At 62.8% G+C, this 24732-nt stretch carries 27 protein-coding genes; 17 read left to right on the top strand and 10 right to left on the bottom strand.

All coding sequences use genetic code 11. The annotated features are described in order from the left end of the window. The first annotated feature begins 20 nt into the window (after positions 1–20). From rfbA to CNQ84_RS03600, 4 genes are all read left to right on the top strand, one after another. Positions 21–899, top strand: coding sequence for a glucose-1-phosphate thymidylyltransferase RfbA (gene rfbA, locus CNQ84_RS03615; protein WP_096003548.1), 879 nt, complete (start codon positions 21–23; stop codon positions 897–899). Further along, complete coding sequence (rfbC, locus tag CNQ84_RS03610) at positions 896–1441, top strand: dTDP-4-dehydrorhamnose 3,5-epimerase (protein ID WP_096003547.1); 546 nt, start codon at positions 896–898, stop codon at positions 1439–1441. The genes rfbA and rfbC overlap by 4 nt, the downstream gene beginning before the upstream one ends. Next, on the top strand, positions 1441–2307 hold the full coding sequence (gene rfbD, locus CNQ84_RS03605; protein WP_096003546.1) for a dTDP-4-dehydrorhamnose reductase: 867 nt from the start codon (positions 1441–1443) through the stop codon (positions 2305–2307). Before rfbC ends, rfbD begins: the two co-directional genes overlap by 1 nt. Before the next feature lie 116 nt (positions 2308–2423). Further along, positions 2424–3290: an alpha/beta fold hydrolase gene (locus tag CNQ84_RS03600; protein WP_096003545.1), complete on the top strand. Its 867-nt coding sequence runs from the start codon at positions 2424–2426 to the stop codon at positions 3288–3290. A gap of 52 nt (positions 3291–3342) precedes the next feature. Here CNQ84_RS03600 and CNQ84_RS03595 read toward each other — a convergent pair whose 3' ends face one another. Continuing rightward, positions 3343–4191 carry an SDR family NAD(P)-dependent oxidoreductase gene (locus CNQ84_RS03595; RefSeq protein ID WP_096003544.1) on the bottom strand — a complete coding sequence of 283 codons (849 nt, stop codon included), beginning with the start codon at positions 4189–4191 and terminating at the stop codon, positions 3343–3345. Between the two features lie 217 nt (positions 4192–4408). Between CNQ84_RS03595 and CNQ84_RS03590 the strand changes: the two genes are divergently transcribed. Both CNQ84_RS03590 and CNQ84_RS03585 read left to right on the top strand, forming a co-directional pair. Next, positions 4409–5644: a substrate-binding periplasmic protein gene (locus tag CNQ84_RS03590; protein WP_096003543.1), complete on the top strand. Its 1236-nt coding sequence runs from the start codon at positions 4409–4411 to the stop codon at positions 5642–5644. Positions 5645–5646: 2 nt separating this feature from the next. Continuing rightward, entirely contained in the window at positions 5647–6075 is a 429-nt protein-coding gene (locus tag CNQ84_RS03585) for a PA0061/PA0062 family lipoprotein (RefSeq protein WP_096003542.1), read from the top strand. Positions 6076–6091: 16 nt separating this feature from the next. Here CNQ84_RS03585 and CNQ84_RS03580 read toward each other — a convergent pair whose 3' ends face one another. After that, entirely contained in the window at positions 6092–6904 is an 813-nt protein-coding gene (locus CNQ84_RS03580; protein ID WP_096003541.1) for a hydroxypyruvate isomerase family protein, read from the bottom strand. Positions 6905–7055: 151 nt separating this feature from the next. Here CNQ84_RS03580 and CNQ84_RS03575 point away from each other — a divergent pair, with 151 nt between their 5' ends. Genes CNQ84_RS03575 through phnE (CNQ84_RS03560) form a run of 4 tightly spaced genes read left to right on the top strand, consistent with a single transcriptional unit; the run spans position 7056 to position 10331 of the window. After that, on the top strand, positions 7056–7925 hold the full coding sequence (locus CNQ84_RS03575; RefSeq protein WP_096003540.1) for a putative selenate ABC transporter substrate-binding protein: 870 nt from the start codon (positions 7056–7058) through the stop codon (positions 7923–7925). Next, complete coding sequence (locus CNQ84_RS03570; protein WP_096003539.1) at positions 7922–8725, top strand: phosphonate ABC transporter ATP-binding protein; 804 nt, start codon at positions 7922–7924, stop codon at positions 8723–8725. Before CNQ84_RS03575 ends, CNQ84_RS03570 begins: the two co-directional genes overlap by 4 nt. An 8-nt stretch (positions 8726–8733) precedes the next feature. Beyond that, complete coding sequence (gene phnE, locus CNQ84_RS03565) at positions 8734–9570, top strand: phosphonate ABC transporter, permease protein PhnE (protein WP_096003538.1); 837 nt, start codon at positions 8734–8736, stop codon at positions 9568–9570. After that, positions 9567–10331 (top strand): phosphonate ABC transporter, permease protein PhnE, encoded by a 765-nt coding sequence (gene phnE / locus CNQ84_RS03560; RefSeq protein ID WP_096003537.1) that lies wholly within the window; start codon positions 9567–9569, stop codon positions 10329–10331. Before phnE (CNQ84_RS03565) ends, phnE (CNQ84_RS03560) begins: the two co-directional genes overlap by 4 nt. Positions 10332–10419: 88 nt before the next feature. Here the strand turns inward: phnE (CNQ84_RS03560) and CNQ84_RS03555 are convergent, their stop codons facing one another. Beyond that, positions 10420–10722: a DUF2288 domain-containing protein gene (locus CNQ84_RS03555; protein ID WP_202974582.1), complete on the bottom strand. Its 303-nt coding sequence runs from the start codon at positions 10720–10722 to the stop codon at positions 10420–10422. A 316-nt stretch (positions 10723–11038) separates the two neighbouring features. Here CNQ84_RS03555 and CNQ84_RS03550 point away from each other — a divergent pair, with 316 nt between their 5' ends. The 5 genes from CNQ84_RS03550 (at position 11039) to CNQ84_RS03530 (ending at position 15926) form a co-directional block, all read left to right on the top strand. Then, on the top strand, positions 11039–12166 hold the full coding sequence (locus tag CNQ84_RS03550; protein ID WP_096003535.1) for a branched-chain amino acid ABC transporter substrate-binding protein: 1128 nt from the start codon (positions 11039–11041) through the stop codon (positions 12164–12166). A 99-nt stretch (positions 12167–12265) separates the two neighbouring features. Continuing rightward, positions 12266–13192, top strand: coding sequence for a high-affinity branched-chain amino acid ABC transporter permease LivH (livH, locus tag CNQ84_RS03545; RefSeq protein WP_096003747.1), 927 nt, complete (start codon positions 12266–12268; stop codon positions 13190–13192). Beyond that, complete coding sequence (livM, locus tag CNQ84_RS03540) at positions 13192–14448, top strand: high-affinity branched-chain amino acid ABC transporter permease LivM (protein ID WP_096003746.1); 1257 nt, start codon at positions 13192–13194, stop codon at positions 14446–14448. The genes livH and livM overlap by 1 nt, the downstream gene beginning before the upstream one ends. After that, on the top strand, positions 14445–15212 hold the full coding sequence (gene livG / locus CNQ84_RS03535; RefSeq protein WP_096003534.1) for a high-affinity branched-chain amino acid ABC transporter ATP-binding protein LivG: 768 nt from the start codon (positions 14445–14447) through the stop codon (positions 15210–15212). The genes livM and livG overlap by 4 nt, the downstream gene beginning before the upstream one ends. Before the next feature lie 12 nt (positions 15213–15224). Beyond that, complete coding sequence (locus CNQ84_RS03530; RefSeq protein WP_096003533.1) at positions 15225–15926, top strand: ATP-binding cassette domain-containing protein; 702 nt, start codon at positions 15225–15227, stop codon at positions 15924–15926. Here CNQ84_RS03530 and CNQ84_RS03525 read toward each other — a convergent pair. Further along, complete coding sequence (locus CNQ84_RS03525) at positions 15911–16555, bottom strand: hypothetical protein (protein ID WP_096003532.1); 645 nt, start codon at positions 16553–16555, stop codon at positions 15911–15913. The two genes, CNQ84_RS03530 and CNQ84_RS03525, sit on opposite strands and share 16 nt — an antisense overlap. Before the next feature lie 148 nt (positions 16556–16703). Between CNQ84_RS03525 and CNQ84_RS03520 the strand changes: the two genes are divergently transcribed. Together CNQ84_RS03520 and CNQ84_RS03515 are read left to right on the top strand one after the other, a co-directional pair. After that, entirely contained in the window at positions 16704–17261 is a 558-nt protein-coding gene (locus CNQ84_RS03520; RefSeq protein ID WP_165771211.1) for an OmpA family protein, read from the top strand. A 98-nt stretch (positions 17262–17359) separates the two neighbouring features. Next, the gene (locus tag CNQ84_RS03515; protein ID WP_096003530.1) at positions 17360–18685 is read left to right on the top strand and encodes a Na+/H+ antiporter NhaC family protein; all 1326 of its coding nucleotides are present in this window, start codon (positions 17360–17362) and stop codon (positions 18683–18685) included. Positions 18686–18776: 91 nt separating this feature from the next. Here the strand turns inward: CNQ84_RS03515 and CNQ84_RS03510 are convergent, their stop codons facing one another. The 6 genes from CNQ84_RS03510 to CNQ84_RS03485 are packed head-to-tail and all read right to left on the bottom strand — an operon-like array spanning position 18777 to position 24519. Then, a complete protein-coding gene (locus CNQ84_RS03510; RefSeq protein ID WP_096003529.1) occupies positions 18777–19115 on the bottom strand; it encodes a Na+/H+ antiporter subunit G in 339 nt (112 codons plus the stop codon). A gap of 11 nt (positions 19116–19126) precedes the next feature. Beyond that, entirely contained in the window at positions 19127–19396 is a 270-nt protein-coding gene (locus CNQ84_RS03505; protein WP_083723584.1) for a K+/H+ antiporter subunit F, read from the bottom strand. Then, positions 19381–19887, bottom strand: a complete 507-nt coding sequence (locus tag CNQ84_RS03500; protein WP_096003528.1) for a Na+/H+ antiporter subunit E — start codon at positions 19885–19887, stop codon at positions 19381–19383. Before CNQ84_RS03500 ends, CNQ84_RS03505 begins: the two co-directional genes overlap by 16 nt. Then, positions 19884–21401: a monovalent cation/H+ antiporter subunit D gene (locus CNQ84_RS03495; protein WP_096003527.1), complete on the bottom strand. Its 1518-nt coding sequence runs from the start codon at positions 21399–21401 to the stop codon at positions 19884–19886. Before CNQ84_RS03495 ends, CNQ84_RS03500 begins: the two co-directional genes overlap by 4 nt. Next, a complete protein-coding gene (locus tag CNQ84_RS03490) occupies positions 21401–21727 on the bottom strand; it encodes a Na+/H+ antiporter subunit C (protein WP_096003526.1) in 327 nt (108 codons plus the stop codon). The genes CNQ84_RS03495 and CNQ84_RS03490 overlap by 1 nt, the downstream gene beginning before the upstream one ends. Further along, a complete protein-coding gene (locus CNQ84_RS03485) occupies positions 21727–24519 on the bottom strand; it encodes a monovalent cation/H+ antiporter subunit A (protein WP_096003525.1) in 2793 nt (930 codons plus the stop codon). Before CNQ84_RS03485 ends, CNQ84_RS03490 begins: the two co-directional genes overlap by 1 nt. Positions 24520–24732 lie beyond the last annotated feature (213 nt).

Genomic DNA, 24732 nt, shown 5'->3' with positions numbered 1-24732 from the left:
TCCAACAACAGGATGCGATCATGAAAGGCATCATACTGGCCGGCGGCTCCGGCACGCGCTTGCACCCGATTACCCGCGGCATCTCCAAGCAGCTGCTGCCGATCTACGACAAGCCGATGATCTATTACCCGCTGTCGGTGCTGATGCTGGCCGGCATCCGCGAGATTCTGATCATCTCCACCCCGCATGACCTGCCCAACTTTCGCAGCCTGCTGGGCGATGGCAGCGACTTTGGTATTCACCTCAGCTACGCCGAGCAACCTTCTCCCGACGGGCTGGCCCAGGCCTTTCTGATCGGTGAGGAGTTCATCGGTGACAGCAACGTGTGCCTGATTCTGGGCGACAACATCTTCTACGGCTACGGCTTCAGCGCCATGCTCAACGAAGCGGCCCAGCGCCGCAGCGGCGCCACCGTGTTCGGCTACCACGTGAGCGACCCCGAACGCTTTGGTGTGGTCGAATTTGATGAGCAGGGCATGGCGGTATCGATTGAAGAAAAGCCGGCCCAGCCCAAATCCAATTACGCCGTCACCGGCCTGTATTTCTATGACAACGACGTGATCGAGATCGCCCGCGGCATCAAACCATCCGCCCGGGGCGAACTGGAAATCACCGACGTGAACATGGCGTATCTGGAGCGCGGCGACCTCAACGTCAGCCTGCTGGGGCGCGGCTTCGCCTGGCTGGACACCGGCACCCACGACTCGCTGATGGACGCCAGCTCCTTTGTGCAGACCATCGAGGCGCGGCAGGGCCTGAAAGTTGCCTGCCTGGAGGAAATTGCCTACCGTCAGGGCTGGCTCAGCGCCGAGGCTCTGCGCGCCGAGGCCAGCGCCCTGAGCAAAACGGGCTACGGCCAGTACCTGTTGCGTCTGCTGCAGCAGGACGGCAAGCCATGAAGGTACGCGAAACCGCCCTGCCCGGCGTGCTGATCCTGGAGCCTCGGGTGTTCGGCGACAGCCGAGGCTTCTTTATTGAAACCTTTCAGACCGAGCGCTACGCAGCGCTGGGCATTACCCAGCCCTTTGTGCAGGACAATCACTCCCGCTCGGCACGCGGAGTGCTGCGTGGCCTGCATTTCCAGCGCAGCCGTCCGCAGGGCAAGCTGGTGCGGGTCAGCCGCGGCTGCGTGTTCGACGTGGTACTGGATATCAACCCGGACTCACCGACCTGCGGGCAGCACGCCTCGGCCATTCTCTCAGACGACAACCACCTGCAGATGTGGGTACCGCCGGGCTACGCCCATGGCTTTTGCGTGCTCAGCGAGATAGCCGACTTCGAGTACAAATGCACTGACTACTACCAGCCGCAGGACGAAGGCGGTGTGCTGTGGAATGATCCGGCCCTGGCAATCGACTGGCCCGTCAGCGAGCCAAAGCTGTCTGACAAAGACCGCCAGAACCCCACACTGCAAACCCTGCTGGAAGGTAGCCAGAGCTGATGCGCGTACTCGTCACCGGTGCCAGCGGGCAGGTCGGCCATGCCCTGCTGGCCTGCCAGCCGCAGGGCATTGAGTGCCTGGCGCCCACCTCCCATGAGCTGGACCTGAGCGAGCCGCAGCAGATCAGCCAGTTGCTGAGCCAATGGCGTCCCGAGCTGATCATCAACGCCGCTGCCTACACCGCCGTAGACCGCGCCGAGAGCGACCCCGAACGCGCCTTCGCCATCAACGCCAGCGCCGTCGAGCACCTGAGCGCGGCAGCCGGTGCCATTGGCGCACGGCTGTTTCAGCTGTCCACCGACTATGTCTTCGCTGGAGGCACAGGCGCCCCGCTAACAGAAGACGCCCCCTGCAAGCCGCTTAACGTCTACGGCACCAGCAAGCTGGCGGGCGAACAGGCGGCACTGGCCCTGGGTGAGCAGGCGCTGGTGCTGCGCACCAGCTGGGTGTTCGGCGTACACGGCAACAACTTTGTCAAAACCATGCTGCGCCTCGGCGCCGAGCGCCAGCAGCTGGGCATCGTCTGCGATCAGACCGGGGGGCCGACACCCGCGCAGGCCATCGCCCAAACCCTGTGGAAACTGGCAGATCTGCCCGACGCTCACGGGGTTTTCCATTACAGCGGCAACCCGCCCTGCAGCTGGTACGACTTTGCCCAACGCATCTTCGCCAACGCGGTGCAGCTGGGCCTGCTCAAGCAGGCGCCCAAGCTTACACCGTTGACTACCGCCGAGTATCCCACCGCTGCGCAGCGCCCTGCATCAACGGTTCTGGACTGCACTCGCCTGCAACGCGAATGCGGTATCGCCCAACCCGACTGGACCTGCGCGCTGACCTCCTGCCTGCAACAGATGACAACCCCGTGAAGATCGCCTGAACGGCGCTCCGGTGACACGTCGCTGTCATCTGTCTGGGGTTAGCTGGTGTCGATTCTGACCTGCGCGCCATCGGCGTGCGCTGACCGACTGACACCGAGGTGCCCATGTACGCTGAGAAAGCCGTTATTCGCGTGCACCGTGACTTGAAGGTGCACACCTGGTTCTACCCCAATACCGAGACCGAGGCGACCATCATCCTGGTCAATGGCTCACTGGCCACCGCCGCCTCCTTCGGCCAGACCCTGCGCTACCTGCAGCCACTGTTCAACGTGGTCCTGTTTGACCAGCCCTACAGCGGCCACTCGCGAGCCCACAACCCCAACCTGCCGCTGATTGGCAAGGAAGACGAAGCACTGATTTTGCTGGATCTGATCGAGCACTTTCGCGCCGATCATCTGATGTCTTTTTCCTGGGGCGGCGTCGCGGCGATGCTGGCCTTGGCGCAGCGCCCTGCGCGGATTCGCCGGGCTGTGGTGACCTCCTTTGCGCCGGTGCTCAACCCGGCCATGCAAGATTATCTCGCACGCGGCAAGACCCATCTGGCCACCTGCAACCGCCAGGCGATCGGCGAGCTGATCAACGAGACCATTGGCGAGCATCTACCGTCGCTCTACAAGCGCTGCAACTTCCGTCATGTCAGCAGTCTGGACGAACACGAGTACGGCCAGATGCTGTTTCATATCCGCCAGGTGCTGGAGCTGGACGCCGGTCAGTACATGCGCTGCGTGCGCAACATCGACATTCCATTGTTGTTTATCAACGGCGAGTGGGACAGGTACACCGGACCGGCAGACGCACGGCATTTTGCCGACCTGGCGCCCAACGCCGCGTTCATCGGCATTGCCCACACCGGTCACTTTCTGGATATGGAACACAAGACCGCCTGGCAGGACATGCGCGCGGCTGTCGAGCGTTTTGTGCTGCAAGCACCAGCGACCAGCAGCCAGCAACGTCTGGCGCTGGCAGGCTGACAATAAAAAACCCCGGCGAGAGCGCCGGGGTTCTTCTGCAACCAGCAGAGCGTTACGGATTCATCGAATCGAAAACGGTCTTCTCATCGGCTGCTGCCTGCGCACGCAGACCGATCAGCTGCTTGATCTTGCGATGCGGGAAGACATAGAACTGATCCTCTTCCACCGCCTTGACCGTCATCTCGGCAATATCAGACGCCTGAATCCGGCCTTTCTGAATCGCCGCCTTGGTCAGCTCGGCACGCTTGAGCGCGGTTTCGCTCAGCTCAACGGTATCACCCTTGTCTGCCGGGCGGTTACGCGCCGACTCGTGAATACCGGTGGGGAAGAACGCCGGGCACAGGCAAGTCACACCGACATTGGCACCGGCGTCACGCAGGTCCAGCGCCAGAGTTTCGGACAGCGCCACCACCGAGTGCTTGGTCACGTTGTACACCGACATGTTCGGGCCATTCACCCAACCCGCCGCCGAGGCAGTGTTAACGATATGACCTTCACCCTGCTCCAGCATGATCGGGGTAAACACCTTGACGCCCCAGACTACGCCATACAGGTTGACACCCATGACCCATTCCCAGTCATCGACGGTGTTTTCCCAGGCCGCGCCGCCAACGCTCACGCCGGCGTTATTGAACAGCACGTGAGCTGCGCCAAAGCGCGAGGTGCACAGCTCCGCCAGCGCCTGCAACTGCTCCAGCTTGGAGACATCCAGGCGCATGGTGGCCGTTTCGGTGCCCGGGCTTTGCGCCTCGACCAGGCGCAGGGTTTCCTGCATGCCGTTTTCGTCTACGTCGCCCAGCACCAGCTTCATGCCGCGTGCCGCGCAGCATAGCGCCAACTCACGTCCCAGACCGCTACCACCGCCGGTGATAACCGCCACCTTGCCCTGAAGTTGTTGCATGCGAGCCTCCTCCACTGTCTGCGTGATGGGCAGACTGGTTGATAATAAACAGGGTGAATATCATGCATCGCCAACTCCCTTCCTGCCAGTGCTATCGGTACGCTTGATCAACTGCCAGCAATCCGGTTTATGAACACCGGTTCATACCCTATAGTTAAGGCGTGTGGAATTAATCAGTGCCTCCTTAACAAAGCCTGACTGCCCAAGGACGTCTTTCATGCTTCGCGCCCTGCTGCTCTTTCTGCTGATGCTCACCAACGGCCTCGCTGGCGCTGCCCCGCTACGCCTGAACACGGATATTTTTCCGCCCTATCAGGTGCGTGAAGGGGACCGTCTGAGCGGCAGCTCGGTGACGGCACTGGCCTGCATCTTCGAGGCAATGAATCTGCAGTACGAGATTCGCGTGCTGCCTTGGGAGCGCGCTATCCATGAGGTCAGTGATGACAAGGCAGACGGTTTTTTTTCCGCTACCAGCATGAACAGGGCCAGCAGCTTTGCCACCCTGTCGGCACCGCTGGCACTGGAAAAATGGTTTTGGTACAGCAACCAGCCCGTGCCACTGAACGCCGATGGCGGACGCGCGCCGCTCCGTGTCGCGGGTATCCGCGGCAGCAACGAGGCTAACTGGCTGCAGCAGCAAGGCTACCGCGTGGAGCCGCTGGTGAGCAGCACCAGCCAACTGCTACAACTGCTGCAGCGCGGCCGCATTGACGCCTTCCTCGCGGACCAGCAAACCCTGCGCATTGAACTGACCCGCCAACCGACCGTACTGCGTCCACGGCATGCGCGATTTCAGCGCTACACCACGCTCGGCGTTTACTTCTCCAACCGTTATCTTGCACGCCACCCAGGCTTTCTTGATCAGTTCAACCAGCAGGTATTCGGCTGCCTGCCGGAAATCGGTGTACTACAGGCCGATGAGCGCGAGCGTTTGCAGCAGCTGTATGCAGAGCTTTTCAGCCCTTGGAAACAGGAACCGCGCCTGCTCGATGCCGTCCTACAGCACAACAGCCAGCACAACCAGCTCAGCATGCCGCAGATCCACGCCCGCGATAAACAGTGGCAACAGGAGCAGGCGAACGGCAGCGGGCCGCTGATCGACAGTGTGCTCAACAACGCGGTCGCCGACTGGCTGCGCGCGCGCCAGGCAGAACATGAAGGCCTGATCAGTGAAATACTGCTGACCGACCAGCAGGGGCTGAACGTCGCCGTCAGCAACCTGACCACCGACTACTGGCAAGGCGATGAGGCCAAGTTTGCCGAGCCCTTTTTTGCCACTACCGACCGCCCCTACATGGGGCAGTTGGCGTACGATCAGTCAACCCAGCGTTATCAGCTCCATATCAGCACCAGCGTTCGCCACCCACAAACCGACGCCATCGTTGGCGTACTGATCATCGGCCTGGATATCGAACGGGCGCTGCGTATGGAAAGCCTCAACGGAGTCCGCTGAATTTGAAATCCCTGCTTTCCCTGCCACTGACTGTGCTGCTATCTGCCTGCGCAGCTGCCCCACTGCCACCGCTGGACAACGCGCACGCCCGCGTTAGCCTGAAGACCGAAGCTGCCAACCGGGTACAGGCCTCTCGCCTGGACGGTGAGCCGGTACGTGGCCTGCAGTTCCCCGACCTGAAGCCTGGCGAGCACCGCCTCGAGGTACGGCTGTTTTTCGAGGTGCCCGGCGGCGGTGGCGACGTCAGTGGCAGCTTCAGCACGGGCGAGCGGCGCTGCATTCTTGCCGTCGAATACGCCGACTTTGCAGCAGGGCAGCACTATCAGTTCCATGCCTCACGACGGGGCTGGCAGCCTGCTGGCTGGCTGCTGGATGCCAGCGGCAAAAAGCTGGCGACCGCCCGCGAGGTGCGCTGCGGCCCGGGCGTTTGACCGCAGCAGCCCGTGTTCAGGCTTCTCCAGCCTTGGCCCAACCCTGCTGACGCCACTGAACGAGCCACTGCAGCTCCGCAGCCTCAGCCGCAACCGCCGGTCGGTACTCAGCCGCCAGCCAACCCTCATAGCCCGCCTGACGTAGTGCGTTTAACGCCGCCTCAAAATCCATCTCACCACTGCCGGGCGCCCCGCGACCGGGCACATCGGCAAACTGCACATGCCCGATGCGCCCGGCCAGCACAGCGACCGAGGCCGGCAACGCTTCACCCATGCGTGCCATATGGTAGAAGTCCAACTGCGCGCTGCAGTTGGGGTGATCCACCTCGGCGATCAGCTCGGCCAACTCGGTTGAACCCGAGATCAGAAAGCCTTCGATATCCAGCCGGTTGATTGCCTCGCAGCACACGCCGATCCCGAGCTCGGCGAAGGCATCGGCGGTGCGCCGCAGGTTGGCAACCAGACAGTCCAGTGCGCTGGCGCGCTCAACACCCTCGGCCTGGCGCCCGGGCAACACGTTGATCCGCTGGGGGTGCGCCTCGGCAGCGTAGCTCAGTGCCTGGGCCAGGGCCGCATCAAACTCGGCCTGGCGCGCCGGCACAGCAGCGAGCCCTGGCCCGCCCTGGACAAAGTCGCCCGCCGGCAGATTGATCAGCACCAGCGGCAGCTCTGCGGCAGCCAGCGCAGACGCCAGCTGTTTAGCTGGCGTGTCATAGGGAAACTGGATCTCGACCCCGTCAAAGCCCGCTTGCCGGGCAGCGGCAACACGCTCTGTCAGGGGCAGTTCAGGAAACAACAACGACAAATTGGCAGCCAGGGGCCAGCTCATGGCCTGTCCTCCGCAGAAATGGTCGGCCAGTATAGGCGATACGGCAAAACACTCTGCTTCGCCCGGGCCGCTTTTTTCACTACACTCTGCACACACCTCGCTCGAGTGGACCTCGGGCCCGAGTCATCCGCTATTGAACCGGAGAAAAACCATGTCCACACGCAATCGCCCCACGGCGCTGCTGGCCGGCCTGTGCCTGTCTGTCGCCACCCTGTTCACCGCCACGGCCCAGGCCGAGACCACCACCCTGCGGGTCTCCGCCATCCCTGATGAGGCGCCCACCGAGCTGCAGCGCAAGTTCGAGCCGCTGGGCCAATATCTGGAAGCCGAGCTGGGCATGCCGGTGGTCTTTCAGCCGGTGTCCGACTATGCCGGCGTCGTAGAGGCGCTGGCAGCCAAGCGCCTGGACCTGGCATGGCTTGGCGGCTTTACCTTTGTGCAAGCCAAGCTGCGCACCGGCAACGCCATCCCCCTGGTACAACGCGAGCAGGATGAGGTCTTTACCAGCACCTTTATCACCGCTGACCCGGCCGTGCAGAGCCACGCCGACCTGGAGGGCAAGAGCTTTGCCTTCGGCTCGGTGTCATCCACCTCCGGCCACCTGATGCCGCGCTACTTCCTGCAGCAGGACGGCATCGACCCCGACACCTTCTTCAGCCGCGTCGGGTTCTCCGGGGCCCACGACGCGACCGTGGCCTGGGTAGAATCAGGCAAGGTCGACGCCGGTGTGCTCAACTCGTCGGTCTGGGACAAGCTGCTGGAAGAAAACAAAGTCGACACCGACAAGGTGCGTGTCTACAGCACCACGCCAACCTACTATGACTACAACTGGACCGTACGCGGAGACCTGGAGCCGGAGCTGGTAGAGCGCATCAAGGCTGCTTTCCTGGCGCTGGACCCGGAAAACCCCGAGCACAAGGCCATCCTCGACCTGCAGCGCGCGTCTCGCTTTATCCCCACCGCGGCCGAGAACTACGAGGGCATCGAGCAAGCCGCCCGCGCTGCCGGCCTGCTGGAGTGAGTCTGCGCCTGTCTGGGGTGAGTTATGCTCACCCCAACGGGCAGAGCGCGCTGCAAGCGATTGATCTACAGGTGGCAGCCGGTGAACAGCTGGCAATCATCGGCCCCTCCGGGGCAGGTAAAACCACCCTGCTGCGCCTGCTGAGCACCAGCCTGCAGCCAGTCAGTGGCAGCATCAGCCTGCTGGACCAGCAGCCCTCCCGCCTCTCCGGCCGCGGCCTGCGCAGGCTGCGCAGTCGCATCGGCCTGATCCATCAGAGCCCGCCCCTGCCCCCGCGCCAGCGGGTGGTGACAGCGGTGCTGGCCGGGCGGTTGGGCCAATGGTCGCTGCTGCGCGCACTGCTCTCGCTGTGTTATCCCGTCGACGCCGCCGGCGCCCGACAGGAGCTGGCGCGCCTTGACCTGGCCGACAAACTGTTTCAGCGCTGCGATCAGCTCTCAGGCGGTCAACTCCAGCGTGTCGGCATTGCTCGTACCCTCTACCAGCAACCCGATCTCTTGCTCGCCGACGAACCGGTATCAGCCATGGACCCGGTCTTGGCCGACCACACCCTGGGCCTGCTCGGTGCGGTGGCGCGCGAGCGCGGCATCCCGCTGGTAGCCAGCCTGCATGCGGTCGATCTGGCCCTGCGTCACTTCCCCCGAGTACTTGGCCTACGCGATGGCCGCGTGCTGTTCGACAAGGCCAGCGGCGAGGTCAGCCAGGCCGACCTGGCTGCCCTGTACGCCAACGATAGTTTGGCCAGCGCCGCGCCAACCTCACACAGCCAGGCCGGCGCACTGCGCCCCGGGCGCTGCTGAGCCAGCCGATGATCCGACAAAGCAGCCAATGGCAGTCACGCGATCCGGCCGCTCTCCCGCGAGCGTTGATCACCCTGCTGCTGATCGCTTTGCTGTGGCCGGGGCTGCAGCTCGCCGAGTTTCGGCCGCAGGTGCTGTTCAGCAGCCAAAACCTGGACACCATGGGTCGCTTTCTTGCCGGGTTCTGGCCGCCGGCGCGCGATGCGGACTTTCTGCGCCTGCTCGGCAAGGCCACGCTGGAGACGCTGGCCATGGCAACCGCCGGGATGACACTGGCACTACTGCTGGCCATACCAGCCGCGCTACTCGCCACCCGCGCCCTCTCCGTCTCACGCCTGCTCAGTGACCGCGCAGGCGTACTCGGGCAGTTCCTGCGCTACCCGGTGCGCCTACTCTTGATGGTGCTGCGCAGCATTCCGGAGATTGTCTGGGCACTGCTGTTTGTGCGTGCGGTCGGCCTCGGCCCAACGGCCGGGGTACTGGCCATTGCCATCACCTACAGCGGCATGCTCGGCAAGGTGTACGCCGAGATACTGGAGTCGGTTGATCCGGCACCTGCCCGCGCCCTGCTGTTGGCTGGCAGCTCGCGCCTGTCCGCCTTTTTCTATGGCCTGCTGCCGAACGCGGCACAGGAGCTGACGTCCTACACCCTGTACCGCTGGGAGTGCGCGGTGCGCGCCTCGGTGGTCATGGGCTTTGTCGGCGCAGGCGGCCTTGGCCAGATGATCGACCTGTCCCTGCGTATGTTCGCCGGCGGCGAAGTCGCCAGCATCCTGATGACCTTTCTCCTGCTGGTCCTGCTGGCCGACCAGATCAGCCTGCAGCTGCGGCGGAGGCTGGCATGAAGCGCGCCGGCGGAAACCTTTTCATTCTGTGCCTGCTGCTGGCAGCCATTGCCGCGTCGTTCATCTGGCTGCAGCTGGATCTCAGCGCGCTACTGACCGCCGACGGTCGCCGTCAGATGCACGACTACGCCGCCGCCTTTTTCCCGCCGGACACCAGCCCGGCCTGGCTACTCAAGCTGTGGCGGGGCGCACTTGAGACGCTGGCCATCTCCGCCATCGGCACGTTGTTGGCGGCCCTGTTCGGGGCACTGCTCAGTCTGCTGGCTGCCGGGCGCATGGGCGCAGGCGCGCGCGCCTTCTGTCGGCTGCAGCTCAATGCACTGCGCTCAGTCCCCGAGCTGGTCTGGGCCGCGCTGATGGTATTGGCCGCCGGCCTGGGGCCCTTTGCCGGCACGCTGGCATTGGCGCTACACACCACCGGCGTGCTGGGCCGGCTGTTTGCCGAAGCGCTGGAGAACACCCCATCGGCGCCAGCGCAGGCGCTACGCGAGGCTGGCAGCGGGCGCGTGGCTGCCTTTGTCTACGGCACCCTACCCGGGGTTCTACCCCAGTGGCTGTCCTACACGCTGTATCGCTGGGAAAACAACATCCGCATGGCGGCGGTGCTTGGTTTTGTTGGCGCCGGCGGGCTGGGACAGATGCTGCACGTCACCCTCAGCCTATTCCAGCAATCCAAGGCTGCCAGCGTGATCTTGGCGATGCTGGCAATGGTGTTGCTGGTGGATGCGTTGAGCGGCTGGATCCGCGCCAGATTGGGATAACGGCGGGTAAAACAGCCGCTGGAGGATACGCGCTTCAGGGGTACCCCCCCCGCAAGCGCAGGATGTAACTCAGGCTGGCCGCGGGCAATCAAGCCGCTCGTTCCTGCACCAGCACCCAGGGCCGGATCACCACCGCCCACAAGGTGTCGGGCTGACGCTCGGCCCAGTCCGCCGCCTGCGCGTCGCTGGCCACCTGCAACTGCCCGGCGTCCATCCAGCCTTTGATACGTTCACTGTTGTCTTCCATCATGGCTGCCGCTACCGCCACCAGATCCAGCTGCGCTGCAACAGCAAGCAGATCGCCACGCGCAAAGTGCGGCTCCAGCACGCTCCATTCAATCTGAGCGGTGGCGCCAAGAATGGCCGCGTAGGCCTCATCCGAGACTGTCATTGCCGTAAACCTCCCCATTAATTCGGGCCGAAGCATACAAGGGAAGCCCGGACCGACGCCACAGTGCCCAAACCATGCGCCCCTGGCCACAGGCGCAAATTCGCCGGAAAACACGGTTGTGAGCGCGAACATGTCGCTATACAGACAGAATGTTGCAGTTTGCGGACACAAAACCGGTTTGTGCAACACCCGCTTTCCCTGCCGCCTCGGCGGTTGCTAAACTGCGCCGGTACAGTTCCACGCAGCGTTTGCATTCTCTAGCAAAGAAGTACGAGCCAACACGACTTCGGAATAACAACACAAGCGAGCAGATGACATGAAAATGGCACACAAAAAAGCACTTTCCCAGATGATCGCCGCAGCAGCCCTGGCCGGCGCCAGCACCTGCGCACTGGCAGCCGACACCATCAAGATTGCCCTGGCCGGCCCGGTCACCGGCCCGGTCGCCCAGTACGGCGACATGCAGTTTATCGGCGCCAAGATGGCCATTGAGCAGATCAACAAGGCTGGCGGCGTGAACGGCAGCCAGCTCGAAGGGGTTGTGTTTGACGACGCCTGCGACCCGAAACAGGCCGTCGCGGTTGCCAACCGCATCGTCAACGAAGGCATCAGCTTTGTCGTTGGTCACCTCTGCTCCAGCTCCACCCAGCCCGCTTCCGACATTTATGAGGAAGAAGGCATTCTGATGATCACCGCCGCCTCCACCAGCCCGGAAATCACCGAGCGCGGCTATCAGATGATCTTCCGCACCATTGGTCTGGACAGCCTGCAAGGCCCGACCGCCGGTAACTACATCGCCCAGCAGGTCAAACCCAGCAAGGTCGCCGTCATCCACGACAAGCAGCAGTACGGTGAAGGCATCGCCACCGCGGTGCGCGACGTCCTGACTGAAGCCGGCATCGAAGTACCGGTATTTGAAGGCATCACTGCTGGCGACAAGGACTTCTCGGCGCTGATCGCCAAGCTGCGTCAGGAAGGCGTTGATTTCGTCTATTACGGCGGCTACCACCCGGAGCTGGGCCTGATTCTGCGTCAGGCTGCCGAGCAGGGTCTGGACGTTGGCTTCATGGGCCCGGAAGGCGTCGGCAACACCGACATCTCCGCCATCGCCGGCGAAGCCTCCGAAGGTCTGCTGGTTACCCTGCCCAAGGCATTCGATCAGGATCCGGCCAACGCGCACCTGGTTGAGGCGTTCCAGGCCAAGAACGAAGACCCGTCCGGCGCCTTCGTCTTCCCGGCCTACGCTGCCGTCCAGGTCATCGCCGACGGTATCAAGCTGGCCGACAGCACCGACACCGAAGCCGTCGCCGAGGCCCTGCGCAGCAACAGCTTCGAGACCCCGACAGGCACCCTGGCCTTCGACGAGAAGGGCGACCTGAAAGACTTCAACTTTGTCGTCTATGAATGGCACGCCGACGCCACCAAGACCGCAATGACCGAGTAAGCAAGACCACCCAGGGCCTGTCCAACCTCCGTTGGCAGGCCCTTTTATTTGCTGCCCGCGCGGCGGCAATAGTCCCCCAGCATTATTGGTGTCATGGCCATGCCAGAGTCCCTCTATTACTTTATTCAGCAGCTGATCAACGGCCTGACCGTGGGCAGTACCTATGCCCTGATCGCCATTGGTTACACCATGGTGTACGGCATTATCGGCATGATCAATTTCGCCCACGGCGAGATTTACATGATCGGCAGCTATATCGCCTTTATTGTCATCGCCGCGCTGGCGATGTTCGGCATCGAATCGGTGCCGCTGATAATTGTCGCGGCCTTTGCCATCAGCATGATGGTGACCAGTGCCTACGGCTACAGCATCGAGCGTGTTGCCTACCGCCCGTTGCGTGGCGGCAACCGCCTGATTCCGCTGATTTCCGCTATCGGCATGTCGATCTTCCTGCAGAACCTGGTGCGCATTGCGCAGGGCTCGCGCGACATTGCCATGCCCACCATGATCTCCGGCGGCGTTGATATCGGCCCGCACGAGGGCTTCCACGCCACGCTGTCGTACATGCAGATGATCATCTTTGTCGTCACGCTGATCACCATGTTCGGCCTGACGCTGTTCATTTCCCGTTCGCGCATGGGCCGTGCCTGTCGCGCCTGCGCCGAAGACCTGAAGATGACCAACCTGCTGGGCATCAATACCAACGGCATTATCGCCCTGACCTTTGTCATTGGCGCCGCACTGGCGGCCATTGCCGGCGTACTGCTGGGCATGTACTACGGCGTGATCAACCCCTACATCGGCTTTATGGCCGGCCTCAAGGCCTTCACCGCTGCCGTACTGGGTGGTATCGGCAGCATCCCCGGCGCGGTACTCGGCGGCCTGCTGCTGGGCGTGACCGAAGCCATCACTGCGGGCTACTTCAGCTCCGAATACAAGGACGTTGTGGCCTTTGCCCTATTGATTCTGATTCTGTTATTCCGCCCCAGCGGTATCCTCGGCCGTCCGGAGGTGGAGAAAGTATGATGCGCGCCAATCTCAAGCCGGCGATCATCTCCGCAGTGGTGGTCGCCGTCCTCGCCGGCCTGCTGCTGGGCATTCGCCTGGACCAGCAAGGCACCACACTGTCGCTGGTCGGTGCCGGGCCGGATGTGTACTGGAAAATCGGCGCCGCCGCCGCCTTCCTGTTTTTCTTCAACCTGTTCCGCGACCAGCTCAGCGCACTCTGGAAAGGTCTCCCGGGCCTGCCCAAAGCGCCGCAAAAGTTGGTTGAAGTGAGCCACAAGCCGGCGCTGCGCCGGCTGTTCTGGTGCTTCATGATCGCCGCAGCGATCATCTGGCCCTTCCTGTCCAATCGTGGCGGCACGGACCTCGGCACCCTGGTGCTGATCTATGTGATGCTGGGCCTGGGTCTGAACATTGTGGTTGGCCTGGCCGGCCTGCTGGATCTGGGCTACGTCGGTTTTTACGCCGTCGGCGCCTACGGCTATGCGTTGATGGCGATGTATTTCGACGTCGGCTTCTGGACCGGGCTGCTGATCGCCGGCCTGCTGGCGGCGCTGTTCGGCTTTCTGCTGGGCTTTCCGGTGCTACGCCTGCGTGGCGACTACCTGGCCATCGTGACCCTGGGCTTTGGCGAGATCATTCGCATCCTGCTCAATAACATGACCTGGCTGACCAACGGCCCCAACGGCATCGGCGGCATCCCCAAGCCAACCCTGTTCGGCCTGGAATTCAGCCGCCGTGCCAGCGAGGGCATGCAGAGCTTCCACGAATTTGTGGGCATCAGCTACAGCTCGGAACACCGCATTATCTTCCTCTACCTGCTGGCCCTGTTGCTGGTGCTGATTACCCTGTTCGTCATCAACCGCCTGCTGCGCATGCCCATTGGTCGCGCCTGGGAAGCGCTGCGCGAGGATGAAATTGCCTGCCGTGCGCTGGGTATCAACCCCACTGCAGTCAAGCTCAGCGCCTTTACCATTGGCGCGACCTTCGCCGGATTTGCCGGCTGCTTCTTCGCTGCGCGCCAGGGCTTTATCAGCCCGGAATCCTTTACCTTTATCGAGTCGGCCATCATTCTCGCCATCGTGGTGCTGGGTGGCATGGGTTCGCAGGTCGGGGTGATCCTCGCGGCGATCATCATGACCATCCTGCCGGAAATGGCCCGCGAGTTTGATGAGTACCGCATGCTGCTGTTCGGTCTGATGATGGTGCTGATGATGATCTGGCGACCCCAGGGTCTGCTGCCGATGAGCCGTCCGCACCTGGAGTTACGTACATGAGCCGCCCCCTTCTGGATGTATCGGGCCTGACCATGCGCTTTGGCGGCCTGCTGGCCGTGGACGGCGTGCACCTGAGTGTCGAGCCCGGACAAATCGTTTCGATGATCGGCCCGAACGGCGCCGGCAAGACCACGGTATTCAACTGCCTGACCGGCTTCTACAAGCCGAGTGGCGGCAAGATCCTCTTTGACGGCCGCGAGATTCAAGGCATGCCGGGCTTCAAGGTGGCCCGCCGCGGCATGATCCGCACCTTTCAGCACGTGCGTCTGTTCAAGGAAATGACGGTGGTGGAGAACCTGCTGGTTGCCCAGCACCAGCACATGAATACCAATCTGCTGGCCGGCCTGTTCAAGACCCCGGGCTACCGGCGCAGTGAGCAGGAAGCGCTGGAGCGCGCCGCCTACTGGCTGGACCGGGTTGACCTGCACGCCTTTGCCAACCGCCCCGCCAACACCCTGGCTTACGGGCAACAGCGACGCCTGGAGATTGCCCGCTGCATGGTGACCCAGCCCAAACTGCTGATGCTGGACGAGCCGGCCGCGGGCCTCAACCCGCGAGAAACCGATGACCTCAAGGAGCTGATCAGCGAGCTGCGCGACCAGCACCAGATCACCGTGCTGCTGATCGAGCACGACATGAAGCTGGTCATGAGCATTTCTGACCGCATTGTGGTGATCAACCAGGGGCGCCCCCTGGCCGCCGGCACCCCGGACGAGATCAAACAGAATCCGGACGTCATCAAAGCCTATCTGGGTGAAACCTGAGGATCGCCTGACATGCTGTACATGAAGAACGTATCAACCCACTACGGCAAGATTCAGGCGCTGCATGAGGTCAACCTGGAGGTCCAGCGCGGCGAGATTGTTACCCTGATCGGGGCCAACGGCGCCGGCAAGACGACCCTGCTGATGACGCTGTGTGGTGACCCGCGGGCAACCACCGGCAGCATTCGCTATGAAGGCGAAGAGCTGACCGGACTGACCACCGCCCAGATCATGCGCAAGGACATTGCCATCGTCCCAGAGGGCCGCCGCGTATTCTCGCGCCTGACCGTGGAAGAGAACCTGGTCATGGGTGGCTTTTTCAGCGACAAGGAAACCCGCCAGGTACAGCTGGACCGGGTGCTCACCCTGTTCCCGCGATTGAAGGAGCGCTTTGCCCAGCGCGCCGGCACCATGTCCGGCGGCGAGCAGCAAATGCTGGCGATCGGTCGAGCATTGATGAGCAAACCAAGACTGCTGCTGCTGGACGAGCCCTCACTCGGCCTGGCGCCCATCATCATTCAGCAGATCTTCGACATCATCGAGCAACTGCGCCAGCAGGGCGTGACCGTGTTTCTGGTTGAGCAAAATGCCAACCAGGCACTCAAGCTGGCTGATCGCGGCTACGTGATGGAGCACGGCCATATCGTGCTGGAAGACAGCGGTGAAGCGCTGCTGGCCAACCCCGAGGTGCGCAAGGCCTATCTCGGCGGCTGATTGCTCGCCTGCCGGCCCCGATAGGCGCAGCCGCTGCGCTGCTCGCCGTCCACGACCAGGGTGGCGCGCATGTGAAAGTAGTCGCCACTGACCGGCTCCTGACAGGCCTGCGGGTACAACCACAGTTGCACCCGGTGGGCCGGCAGCGAGGCCGCATTCAAGGAGCCGTCGGGCAGGTACTCAATCATCACCGAGTCCGTCGCCACCCTCTCCCCCTGCTCACTGCGATTGAGCCCGCGACCGTCCAGGGTTGCCTGCCAGCCCGGCTTGTAGCTCAGCGCTACCCACTGAGCGTCGGCGCCAGTCAGGTCAGCGCAGCCACGGCCGTGCGACTGCATGCGCAGCACCTCGGCAGGCACCAGGGCATCACCCTGCCGCGCCATGAACTCGGCGAAGATAGCGGTCTGGCCTGGCTGCGCAGTCTGTGCCCACAAGCCATCCAGCGCCGCTGTCGCCTGAACCGGACGCATTTCGCGACTGCCGCACTCACGCAGCACATAGTCTGCCCCAGAGCGCTCGAGCAAGCCGCTGAAGCGCTGCTCCGGACCGGAAAAATACCCCTCGAACGCACTGCAGCCACTCAGCAACAGGGGCAGAGCCAATGCCATGGCGCTCCAACGAATACGCATCAATCTGTGAACTCCTTTAAATACCGCGTAAATCATGACATACGGCAGGTCACAAACGCACAAGCCGATGCTAATCTGTGCCGCAGTTATTCGCTTGCGATTCAACCAAGCGGCATTTTGTTCCCGTTGCATCTATGGATTAACAATAATGAAGCTGATTTCTGCCTTTTCCCTGTTGGGCTGTCTGTTCCTGGCCGGCTGCGCCAGCAAAGAACCAGCCCCGGTTCCACCGCCAACTCCCGAAGCCACCCCTTGGGCCCAGCTGCATATGGCCGAACTGACAGCCATCGCCCTGGAGGAGAAGTATGAAATCGAAAACAACGGTGAAGAGATTCGCCTGATCATCCCGGTTAACGGCAATTTCCACCCCAAACGCACCCTGCTGCTGCCTTCCGGTCTGGTCCCGCTGTCCCGCGTGGCCAAGGTGCTGCGCGGCGCCACCGACAGCAATATCCAGGTCACCGGCCACAGCGACAGTCTGGGCGATGACAACCTCAATCAGCAGCTCAGCATGGAACGCGCTCAAGCGGTGGCCAGCGTACTGCAACTGGGCGGCGTCAGCCGTCACAACATGCAGCTGCGCAGCGAAGGTGAAGCCGCGCCGCGGGCCGACAACAGCACCGTGGAAGGTCGCGAGCTGAACCGCCGCGTGGTAATCAACATCACCCCGCGCAACCCTGCCTCCAGTATCGCCCTGGCGCCCTGACACCGACCGGCTGCATCCGGCAGCCGGCAGGTCTCTGCTAGAATAGCGAACGCTGCCGTCGTCACGACGGCATTGTTCGTTCTACAGAGACCCTTTTCATGCAAGCACCCGTTCAACCCCGGGCAGCCGCCCTACTTCCCCTGCTGGTGTTCCTGCTGATTTTCCTTGGCAGCGGCATCTACTACAGCTTGGCCGGCACCGACTTCGCCTTCTACCAAATCAAGGCACCGGTGGCGATTCTGCCCGCCATCATTCTTGGTCTGCTGCTGGCCAAACCCAGCTACCGCGAAAACCTGCAAACCTTCATTGATGGCATCGGTGACCGCAACATCATCACCATGGCGTTGGTGTTTCTGCTCGCCGGCGCCTTTTCCAGCGTCACCAAGGCCATCGGCGGCGTCGATGCCACCGTCAACATGGGCCTGAGCATCCTGCCGCCCAGCCTGATCCTGCCTGGCCTCTTTGTGATCGCGGTGTTCATCTCCACCTCCATGGGTACGTCCATGGGCACCATCGGCGCGCTGGTACCAATCGCGCTGGGCTTTGCCGAGGTGACCGGCCTGTCTCTGCCGCTGGCCATCGGCGCCGTGGTCGGCGGCGCCATGGCGGGCGACAACCTGTCGATCATCTCCGATACCACCATCGCCGCCACTCGCACCCAGGGCGTGGGCATGCGCGACAAGTTTCGCCTCAACCTCACCATCGCCCTGCCGGCCATGCTGCTGACGCTGGCGGTGCTGTTCGTGCTGGGCGACACCAGCATTCAGCCGGACCCGGTCGAGTTCAATTATCGCCTGGTCATGCCCTACCTGGTCGTACTGATCCTCGCCCTGTGCGGCCTGGATGTGATGATTGTGCTGATGACCGGCATCATTCTGTCGGGTATCACCGGCATGCTGGTCACCCCGCAATACCAGTTGGCCACCTACGGCAATGACATCTACCAGGGCTTTGCCAGCATGCTGGAGATCATGGTGCTGTCGATGCTGATCGGCGGCCTGTCGGCCATCATGAAGCAGGAGGGCGGGCTGGACTGGCTGCGCGAGCGCATCCAGGCACTGGCGGCGCACAACGCCGGGCGGCGCAGCGGTGAAACCGGTATTGCAGGCCTGGTTGCCGCAACCAACCTGTTTGTCGCCAACAACACCGTGGCCATCATCATCAGTGGCAGCGTCGCCAAGGACCTGGCAGAGCATTACAACGTTGACCCACGGCGCAGCGCCAGCTTGCTGGATATCTTTTCCTGTGTGGTACAGGGGCTGATACCTTACGGTGCGCAGATTCTGCTGGCGGGCTCGCTGGCCGCGCTGTCGCCCCTGGCGCTGATCACCCAGGTGCACTACTGCTGGCTGCTCGGGCTGATGGCGGCACTGGCCATCGTGTTCGGATTTCCGCGCATCAAAACGCCGGCAAACTCAGACTGACGCTACCTGGCCACGGCTTGCCGTGGCCTGCCCCTGAGCGAGCACGGCCTTGCGCTGTCAGCAGGGCCATACGAGTACTGCAGGCTGGGCACTACTGATCCCAGGGCTCGCCGCGGGTGCGCGCTTCGCGGCGCAGCTTTTCGTGCATCGCCGCCTTGGCGAGCATGTTGGCGCTGACCGGCGCGGTGATAAACAGGAAAAAGGTAATCAGCAGCTCATGCAGACTCGGCGCGCCGCTCTGCACGCTGAAGTAGACCATTGAGCCGACGACCAGCGAGCCAACTCCCAGTGTGGTCGCCTTGGTTGGCCCGTGCAGGCGCATAAAAAAGTCCGGCAGCTTGCACAAGCCAATCGCCCCCACCAGCGCAAACAGGCTACCGGTCAGCAGCAGCGCTGCAACCAGCCATTCCATCCAGCTTGCTTCGCCCATGCTGCAGCCTCCTATTCGATGATGTTGCCACGCAGTAAATGCTTGGCGATGGCAACCGTACTGACGAAGCCCATCACCGCAATCAGCAGTGCTGCCTCGAAAAACAGATTGGAATCCAGATACAGCCCCAGCAACATGATCAGCGCGATGGCATTGATGTAAAGGGTATCCAGCGCCAGGATGCGGTCCGGCAGATCCGGGCCGCGTACCAGTCGGACAAAGGTCAACACCATCGCCAGACTGATGATCCCCAGACAGATCAGCACTACGGTGTCGAGCATTCGAATATCTCCCGAATTGGTTCTTCGTAGCGCAGGCGTATCTGCTCGATCAACGCCACCTCATCCCCCACATCCAGACCGTGAATCAGCAGCCACTTGCGATCAGCGCTGATGTCCGCCGAGACGGTGCCGGGCGTTAGGGAAATGGTGCTGGCCAGCACACTGATGGAAAAGTCGGTCTCCAGCGTCAGCGGGTAGTTCACAAAGGCAGGACGCAGGTCCCGGCGCGGCCCCAGAATAAGACGCGCCACCTGCAGGTTGGCCAGCACGATATCGGTGACCACCCGGGCAACAAACAGCACCAGCTTGCCGACCCGCAGGCGATAGCGCGAAGCGGGCCAGAAGACGTGGGTCAGCCAGGGAATGACAGAGCCCAGCACCAGGCCCATCAGCAGGTTGCCGAAGGACAGCGAATTCATCAGCAGCAACCAGCCGATCACCAGAGTGACAGTTAGCCAGGGATGCGGAAACCAGCGATCAGGTCGTCTCATGGCGTGCCCCCCGTGGCCGGTGCGACAGACATGACGGCATCAATATAGCTCTGCGGCTCCAGCAGCTGTGCTGCCGTCTGATTCAAATACTCCAGTGTGGGGCCAGCAAACACCACCAGCGCCGGGCTGGACATCAGCAGCAACAGGGTAGCCGCCAGGCGCATGCCGTCCAGCGGCTCGCCTGAGGGCGCCACGTCGGTGTGGCGCCAGAACAGCGTGCTGCCGGCACGGCTGAGCGCGATCAGCGCCAACAGCCCACCACCGAGCACCACCGGATACAGCCAAGCCGCCTCGCGCCCGCTGCCAACGGCGCCCAGCAGCATCAGTTTGCCCAGGAAGCCGGACAACGGGGGCATACCGGCAATCGCCATCGCCGAGAGAAAGAACAAGCCGCCCAGCAGCATCGGATGCGGCAATGCCGGCCCTGCGACCAGACGCGCAGCGAAGCGCGGCCCACGCACCCGCTGCAACATGCCGGTCAGCAGAAACAGTGCACCGGAAATCCAGGTCGAGTGCATCAGGTAGTAGAGGCTGGCACTCAACGCCTGCTCGGTGCCCAGGGACACGCCGGCCAGCAGGGTACCCACCGACACCACCACCAGGTAGGCACTCAAGGCATTCAGCGTACTGGCGGCCAGTGCGCCGATGGCGCCCAGGCCCAGCGTGACTAGGGCCAGTGGCCAAAGCCAGCCAACCGCCATGTCTGCCAGCGGGCCGGCCTCGGCGCCGAAGATCAGCGTGTAGACCCGCAGGATCGAGTACAGCCCAACCTTGGTCATGATCGCAAACAAGGCGCCGACCGGCGCGCTGGCCGCGGCATAGGCACGCGGCAGCCAGAAATACAGCGGGAAAAACGCCGTTTTCAGGCCAAACACCACCAGCAAAAGCATGCCAGCCGCGCCCACCAGCGGCGCATCGTCTGCGCCCAGCTCACGCACGCGCAACGCCATGTCCGCCATATTCAGCGTGCCGGTCACACCGTAGAGGGTGCCGACCGCAATCAGAAACAGCGCAGAGCCGGTGAGATTCAGCAGCAGGTAATGCAGGCCAGAACGGACCCGCGCGGAGCCCGCGCCATGCAGCAGCAAGGCGTAGGAGGCGATCAACAGAATCTCGAAGAAGACAAACAGGTTGAACAGGTCGCCGGTCAGGAAGGCACCGTTGATTCCCATCAGCTGGAACTGGAACAGCGGGTGGAAGTTGCGCCCTGCTGCGTCGTCACCACGGATCGCGTACAACAGCGCGCCACTGGCCAGTATCGAGGTCACCAGCAACAGCAAGGCGCTGAGGCGATCCACGACCAGCACGATGCCAAAGGGCGGCATCCAGTTGCCCAGAGCATAGACCTGCGTACCCTGACTGGCCTCGACCATCAGCAGACTCGCGAGCAGCACCTGCACCAGGGTCGCCAACAGGGCCATCGCGCGCTTCATATCCAGGCTGCCACGCAGCACCAGCAACAGTGCCCCGACAAACATGGGCACCAGCACCGGCATAATCGGCAGGTGACTCATCAATGGTCTCCCTTGCCGTCAACGTGGTCACTGTCCAGCTCGCCCTGCGCACGCAGCGCCAGTACCAGCGCGTAGGCGGTCATGGCGAAGCCGATAACAATGGCCGTCAGCACCAGTGCCTGCGGCAGCGGGTCGGCATAGACCTCAGCCTTGCCCAGCACCGCCGGCGCAGCTTCAGCCAGGCGGCCCGTGGCAAACAGGAACAGGTTCACCGCGTAACTCAGCAGCGCCAGCCCGACCACCACGGGAAAGGTGCGCGCACGCAGCATCAGGTAGATACCGCAGCTGGTCAGCACCGCCAACGCCAGCGCGTAAAGCAGCTCCATCAGATCTCTCCTTCGCTTGGGCGCCCCTGGGGCAGTTTGCCCAGGTTGGCCAGAATCAGCAGCGTCGCCCCCACCACCGTGAGATAGACGCCCAGGTCAAACAGCATCGCCGTGGCCAGCTCTATATCCCCTACCAGCGGAATGTGGAAATGGTCGAACGCACTGGTCAGGAAGGGATAGCCAAAGGCCCAGCTACCCAGCCCGGTGGCACCGGCAATCAGCACCCCTGCCCCGGCGAGCCAGTGGTAGTTGACCGGCCAGCGCTCGGAGGTCCAGGCCTCGCCACTGGCCACGTATTGCAGGATCAAGGCCACCGAGGTAATCAGGCCGGCGATAAAGCCGCCACCGGGCAGGTTGTGGCCACGCAGGAAGATATACACGGAGATCATCAGCGCCAGCGGCAGCAGCACATGGGACAGGTTGACCAGCATCAGCAGATCGCCGCGCTGCGCCCAGGGCTTGCCGAGGCTATCGCCGCCCGGCACCCGCAGGCGCAGACCGTCGATCAGGGCGTAGATGGCGATGGCAGCAATCGCCAGCACCGTCACCTCGCCCATGGTATCGAAGCCACGGAAGTCGACCAGAATCACGTTGACGACGTTATGCCCGCCGCCACCGGTGACCGAGTTGGCGAGGAAGAAGCCGGAAATGCTGTCGTAGGGCCGGGTCAGCATGCCAAACGCCAGCGCCCCGACCAGCAAGCCACAGCCGCCGGCGACCAGCATGTCCCGGCCCCGACGCAGCGCCGAGGACTCACGCGGTGTGCGCGCCGGCAGGAAGAACAGCGCCAGCATCAGCAGGACGATAGTTACCACTTCGACAGAGATTTGCGTCAGCGCCAGATCCGGTGCCGCGAAACGGGCAAACGCCAGCGAAACAACCAGACCAACCACGCTCAACATGGTTAACGACACCAGGCGCATGCGGTGCCAGTAAACGGTCGCCAGAGCGCCCAGCATCATCACTACCGCCGCCGCCAGGGTCACGCCATCGACCGGCGTCAATGCCACCGGCCCCTGCAGCGCCGGCAAGCGCCATAGCCACCAACCGCTCACCACCAGCGCACTGAGCAGCAGGCACGTCAGGTAGCGCTGCAAAGATGCGTTCTCCAACAGCAGGGTAATGTGCGCGGCCCCACGCACCGTCGTCTGCACCACGCGCTCAAACACCAGCTTGGCGTCCACATCGCGCTGACGCGCATACCAGGCAAACAGGGGGCGACGTGCCGAATACACCGCAATGCCCAAAAGCATGGCGACAAAACTCATCAGCAGCGGCAAGTTAAAGCCGTGCCAGATAGCCAGGCTGTACTCGGGCAGCGGACCACCAACCGTCGCTGCCGCGGCTGTCGCCAGCAAACCGGCAACGGTAAAGCCCGGCGCCAGACCCACCGCCAGACACATGGCCACCAGCACCTCGACCGGCACCTTCATGTAACGGGGCGGCTCGTGCGGTGGGTATTTGGGCAGGTTGACCGGCTTGCCGTTGAAAAACACGTCGTGAATAAAGCGCAGCGAGTAAGCCACCGAGAAGACCCCGCCCAGGGTCGCGCCCAGCGGAATCAACCAGCTGAAGCTGCCCAGCATGTGCTGCTCCAGGGTCTCGGTGAAGAACATTTCCTTGCTGAGGAAACCGTTGAGCAGCGGCACTCCGGCCATCGCCGAGGCCGCGACCATCGCCAACGTCGCGGTATGCGGCATGTAACGCAGCAACCCGTTGATGCGGCGCATATCACGGGTGCCCGTTTCGTGGTCGATAATGCCCGCCGCCATGAACAGCGAGGCCTTGAAGGTCGCATGGTTGATAATATGGAATACCGCAGCGACCGCAGCCAGCCGGGTATCCAGACCAAACAGCAGCGTGATCAGGCCCAGGTGGCTGATGGTGGAATAGGCCAGCAGGCCCTTGAGATCATGCTGGAACAGCGCCGTGCAGGCCCCCACCAGCAGAGTCGCCATGCCGGCACTGCTGACCAGGTAGAACCAGAGATCGGTTTCGGCCAGGGCCGGATACAGGCGCGCCAGCAAAAACACCCCGGCCTTGACCATGGTTGCAGAATGCAGATAAGCCGATACCGGCGTCGGCGCTGCCATCGCGTGCGGCAGCCAGAAATGAAACGGGAACTGCGCCGACTTGGTAAACACCCCCAGCAGCACCAGCACCAGAATCACTGGATAGAGGGCGTGCGCGCGAATCTGCTCACCGGCGGCAAAGACATCGGTGAGTTCGTAACTGCCCACTACCTGCCCCAACAGCAGTACACCGGCCAGCAGCGCCAGACCACCGGCACCGGTTACCGCCAGCGCCATGCGCGCGCCCTTACGCGCATCAGTGGAGTGAGACCAGTAACTGATCAGCAGGAAGGACGACAGGCTGGTCATCTCCCAGAACACCATCATCAACAGCAGGTTCTCGGACAGCACCACGCCCAGCATGGCCGACATGAACAGCAGCAGATAACAGAAAAAACGACCCATCGGGTCGCGTTTTGAGAGGTAATAGCGCGCGTAGAGAATCACCAGCAGGCCAATGCCCTGGATCATCAATGCAAAGAGGAAGCTCAGCCCATCAAGGCGAAAGCTGATGTTCAGCCCCAGGTCAGTCAGCCAGGGCCAGGAATGGATCACCGCCTGGCCGGCAAACACCGCATCGGCATGCTGCCACAGCAGAACCAATCCGATCACCGGCGCGACCATGGTCATCGCGGCGCACAGGGAACGTCCCTGATTGTTGAACAATAGCGGCAGCAGGCTGCCAAGCAGAGGAAGAATGACGATCAGCGCCAGGGTCATGCAGGACTAGCTCCTTATATGGCCATTGCGGCCTCCGTGCCAGCACGGCAACACCGGGTAACCACAGTGTTGCCGAGCCATAGTGCTCAGGAAGCGCAGGTCATTATAGAGGCAAGCCCCTCTAGCCGATCAACGCAAGCCGCTGAATCCGTTACAAAATGCGTAACCTGGTGTCACAGGCAGCGGCGCCGGTGCCAGCACGGCCGCATGATC

The sequence above is a fragment of the Pseudomonas abyssi genome, from assembly GCF_002307495.1.
Classification (GTDB): Bacteria; Pseudomonadota; Gammaproteobacteria; order Pseudomonadales; family Pseudomonadaceae; genus Halopseudomonas; species Halopseudomonas abyssi.
The sequence above is the reverse complement of the archived record's forward strand: the minus strand, read 5'-3'. Positions and strand labels throughout refer to the sequence as shown.

Excerpts from the sequence above, each read along its gene's own strand:
- rfbA (WP_096003548.1), top strand. The coding sequence starts at position 21 with ATGAAAGGCATCATACTGGCCGGCGGCTCCGGCACGCGCTTGCACCCG.
- rfbC (WP_096003547.1), top strand. The coding sequence starts at position 896 with ATGAAGGTACGCGAAACCGCCCTGCCCGGCGTGCTGATCCTGGAGCCT.
- rfbD (WP_096003546.1), top strand. The coding sequence starts at position 1,441 with ATGCGCGTACTCGTCACCGGTGCCAGCGGGCAGGTCGGCCATGCCCTG.
- CNQ84_RS03600 (WP_096003545.1), top strand. The coding sequence starts at position 2,424 with ATGTACGCTGAGAAAGCCGTTATTCGCGTGCACCGTGACTTGAAGGTG.
- CNQ84_RS03595 (WP_096003544.1), bottom strand. The coding sequence starts at position 4,191 with ATGCAACAACTTCAGGGCAAGGTGGCGGTTATCACCGGCGGTGGTAGC.
- CNQ84_RS03590 (WP_096003543.1), top strand. The coding sequence starts at position 4,409 with ATGCTTCGCGCCCTGCTGCTCTTTCTGCTGATGCTCACCAACGGCCTC.
- CNQ84_RS03580 (WP_096003541.1), bottom strand. The coding sequence starts at position 6,904 with ATGAGCTGGCCCCTGGCTGCCAATTTGTCGTTGTTGTTTCCTGAACTG.
- CNQ84_RS03575 (WP_096003540.1), top strand. The coding sequence starts at position 7,056 with ATGTCCACACGCAATCGCCCCACGGCGCTGCTGGCCGGCCTGTGCCTG.
- phnE (WP_096003538.1), top strand. The coding sequence starts at position 8,734 with ATGATCCGACAAAGCAGCCAATGGCAGTCACGCGATCCGGCCGCTCTC.
- phnE (WP_096003537.1), top strand. The coding sequence starts at position 9,567 with ATGAAGCGCGCCGGCGGAAACCTTTTCATTCTGTGCCTGCTGCTGGCA.
- CNQ84_RS03555 (WP_202974582.1), bottom strand. The coding sequence starts at position 10,722 with ATGACAGTCTCGGATGAGGCCTACGCGGCCATTCTTGGCGCCACCGCT.
- CNQ84_RS03550 (WP_096003535.1), top strand. The coding sequence starts at position 11,039 with ATGAAAATGGCACACAAAAAAGCACTTTCCCAGATGATCGCCGCAGCA.
- livH (WP_096003747.1), top strand. The coding sequence starts at position 12,266 with ATGCCAGAGTCCCTCTATTACTTTATTCAGCAGCTGATCAACGGCCTG.
- livM (WP_096003746.1), top strand. The coding sequence starts at position 13,192 with ATGCGCGCCAATCTCAAGCCGGCGATCATCTCCGCAGTGGTGGTCGCC.
- livG (WP_096003534.1), top strand. The coding sequence starts at position 14,445 with ATGAGCCGCCCCCTTCTGGATGTATCGGGCCTGACCATGCGCTTTGGC.
- CNQ84_RS03530 (WP_096003533.1), top strand. The coding sequence starts at position 15,225 with ATGCTGTACATGAAGAACGTATCAACCCACTACGGCAAGATTCAGGCG.
- CNQ84_RS03525 (WP_096003532.1), bottom strand. The coding sequence starts at position 16,555 with ATGCGTATTCGTTGGAGCGCCATGGCATTGGCTCTGCCCCTGTTGCTG.
- CNQ84_RS03520 (WP_165771211.1), top strand. The coding sequence starts at position 16,704 with ATGAAGCTGATTTCTGCCTTTTCCCTGTTGGGCTGTCTGTTCCTGGCC.
- CNQ84_RS03515 (WP_096003530.1), top strand. The coding sequence starts at position 17,360 with ATGCAAGCACCCGTTCAACCCCGGGCAGCCGCCCTACTTCCCCTGCTG.
- CNQ84_RS03510 (WP_096003529.1), bottom strand. The coding sequence starts at position 19,115 with ATGGGCGAAGCAAGCTGGATGGAATGGCTGGTTGCAGCGCTGCTGCTG.
- CNQ84_RS03505 (WP_083723584.1), bottom strand. The coding sequence starts at position 19,396 with ATGCTCGACACCGTAGTGCTGATCTGTCTGGGGATCATCAGTCTGGCG.
- CNQ84_RS03500 (WP_096003528.1), bottom strand. The coding sequence starts at position 19,887 with ATGAGACGACCTGATCGCTGGTTTCCGCATCCCTGGCTAACTGTCACT.
- CNQ84_RS03495 (WP_096003527.1), bottom strand. The coding sequence starts at position 21,401 with ATGAGTCACCTGCCGATTATGCCGGTGCTGGTGCCCATGTTTGTCGGG.
- CNQ84_RS03490 (WP_096003526.1), bottom strand. The coding sequence starts at position 21,727 with ATGGAGCTGCTTTACGCGCTGGCGTTGGCGGTGCTGACCAGCTGCGGT.
- CNQ84_RS03485 (WP_096003525.1), bottom strand. The coding sequence starts at position 24,519 with ATGACCCTGGCGCTGATCGTCATTCTTCCTCTGCTTGGCAGCCTGCTG.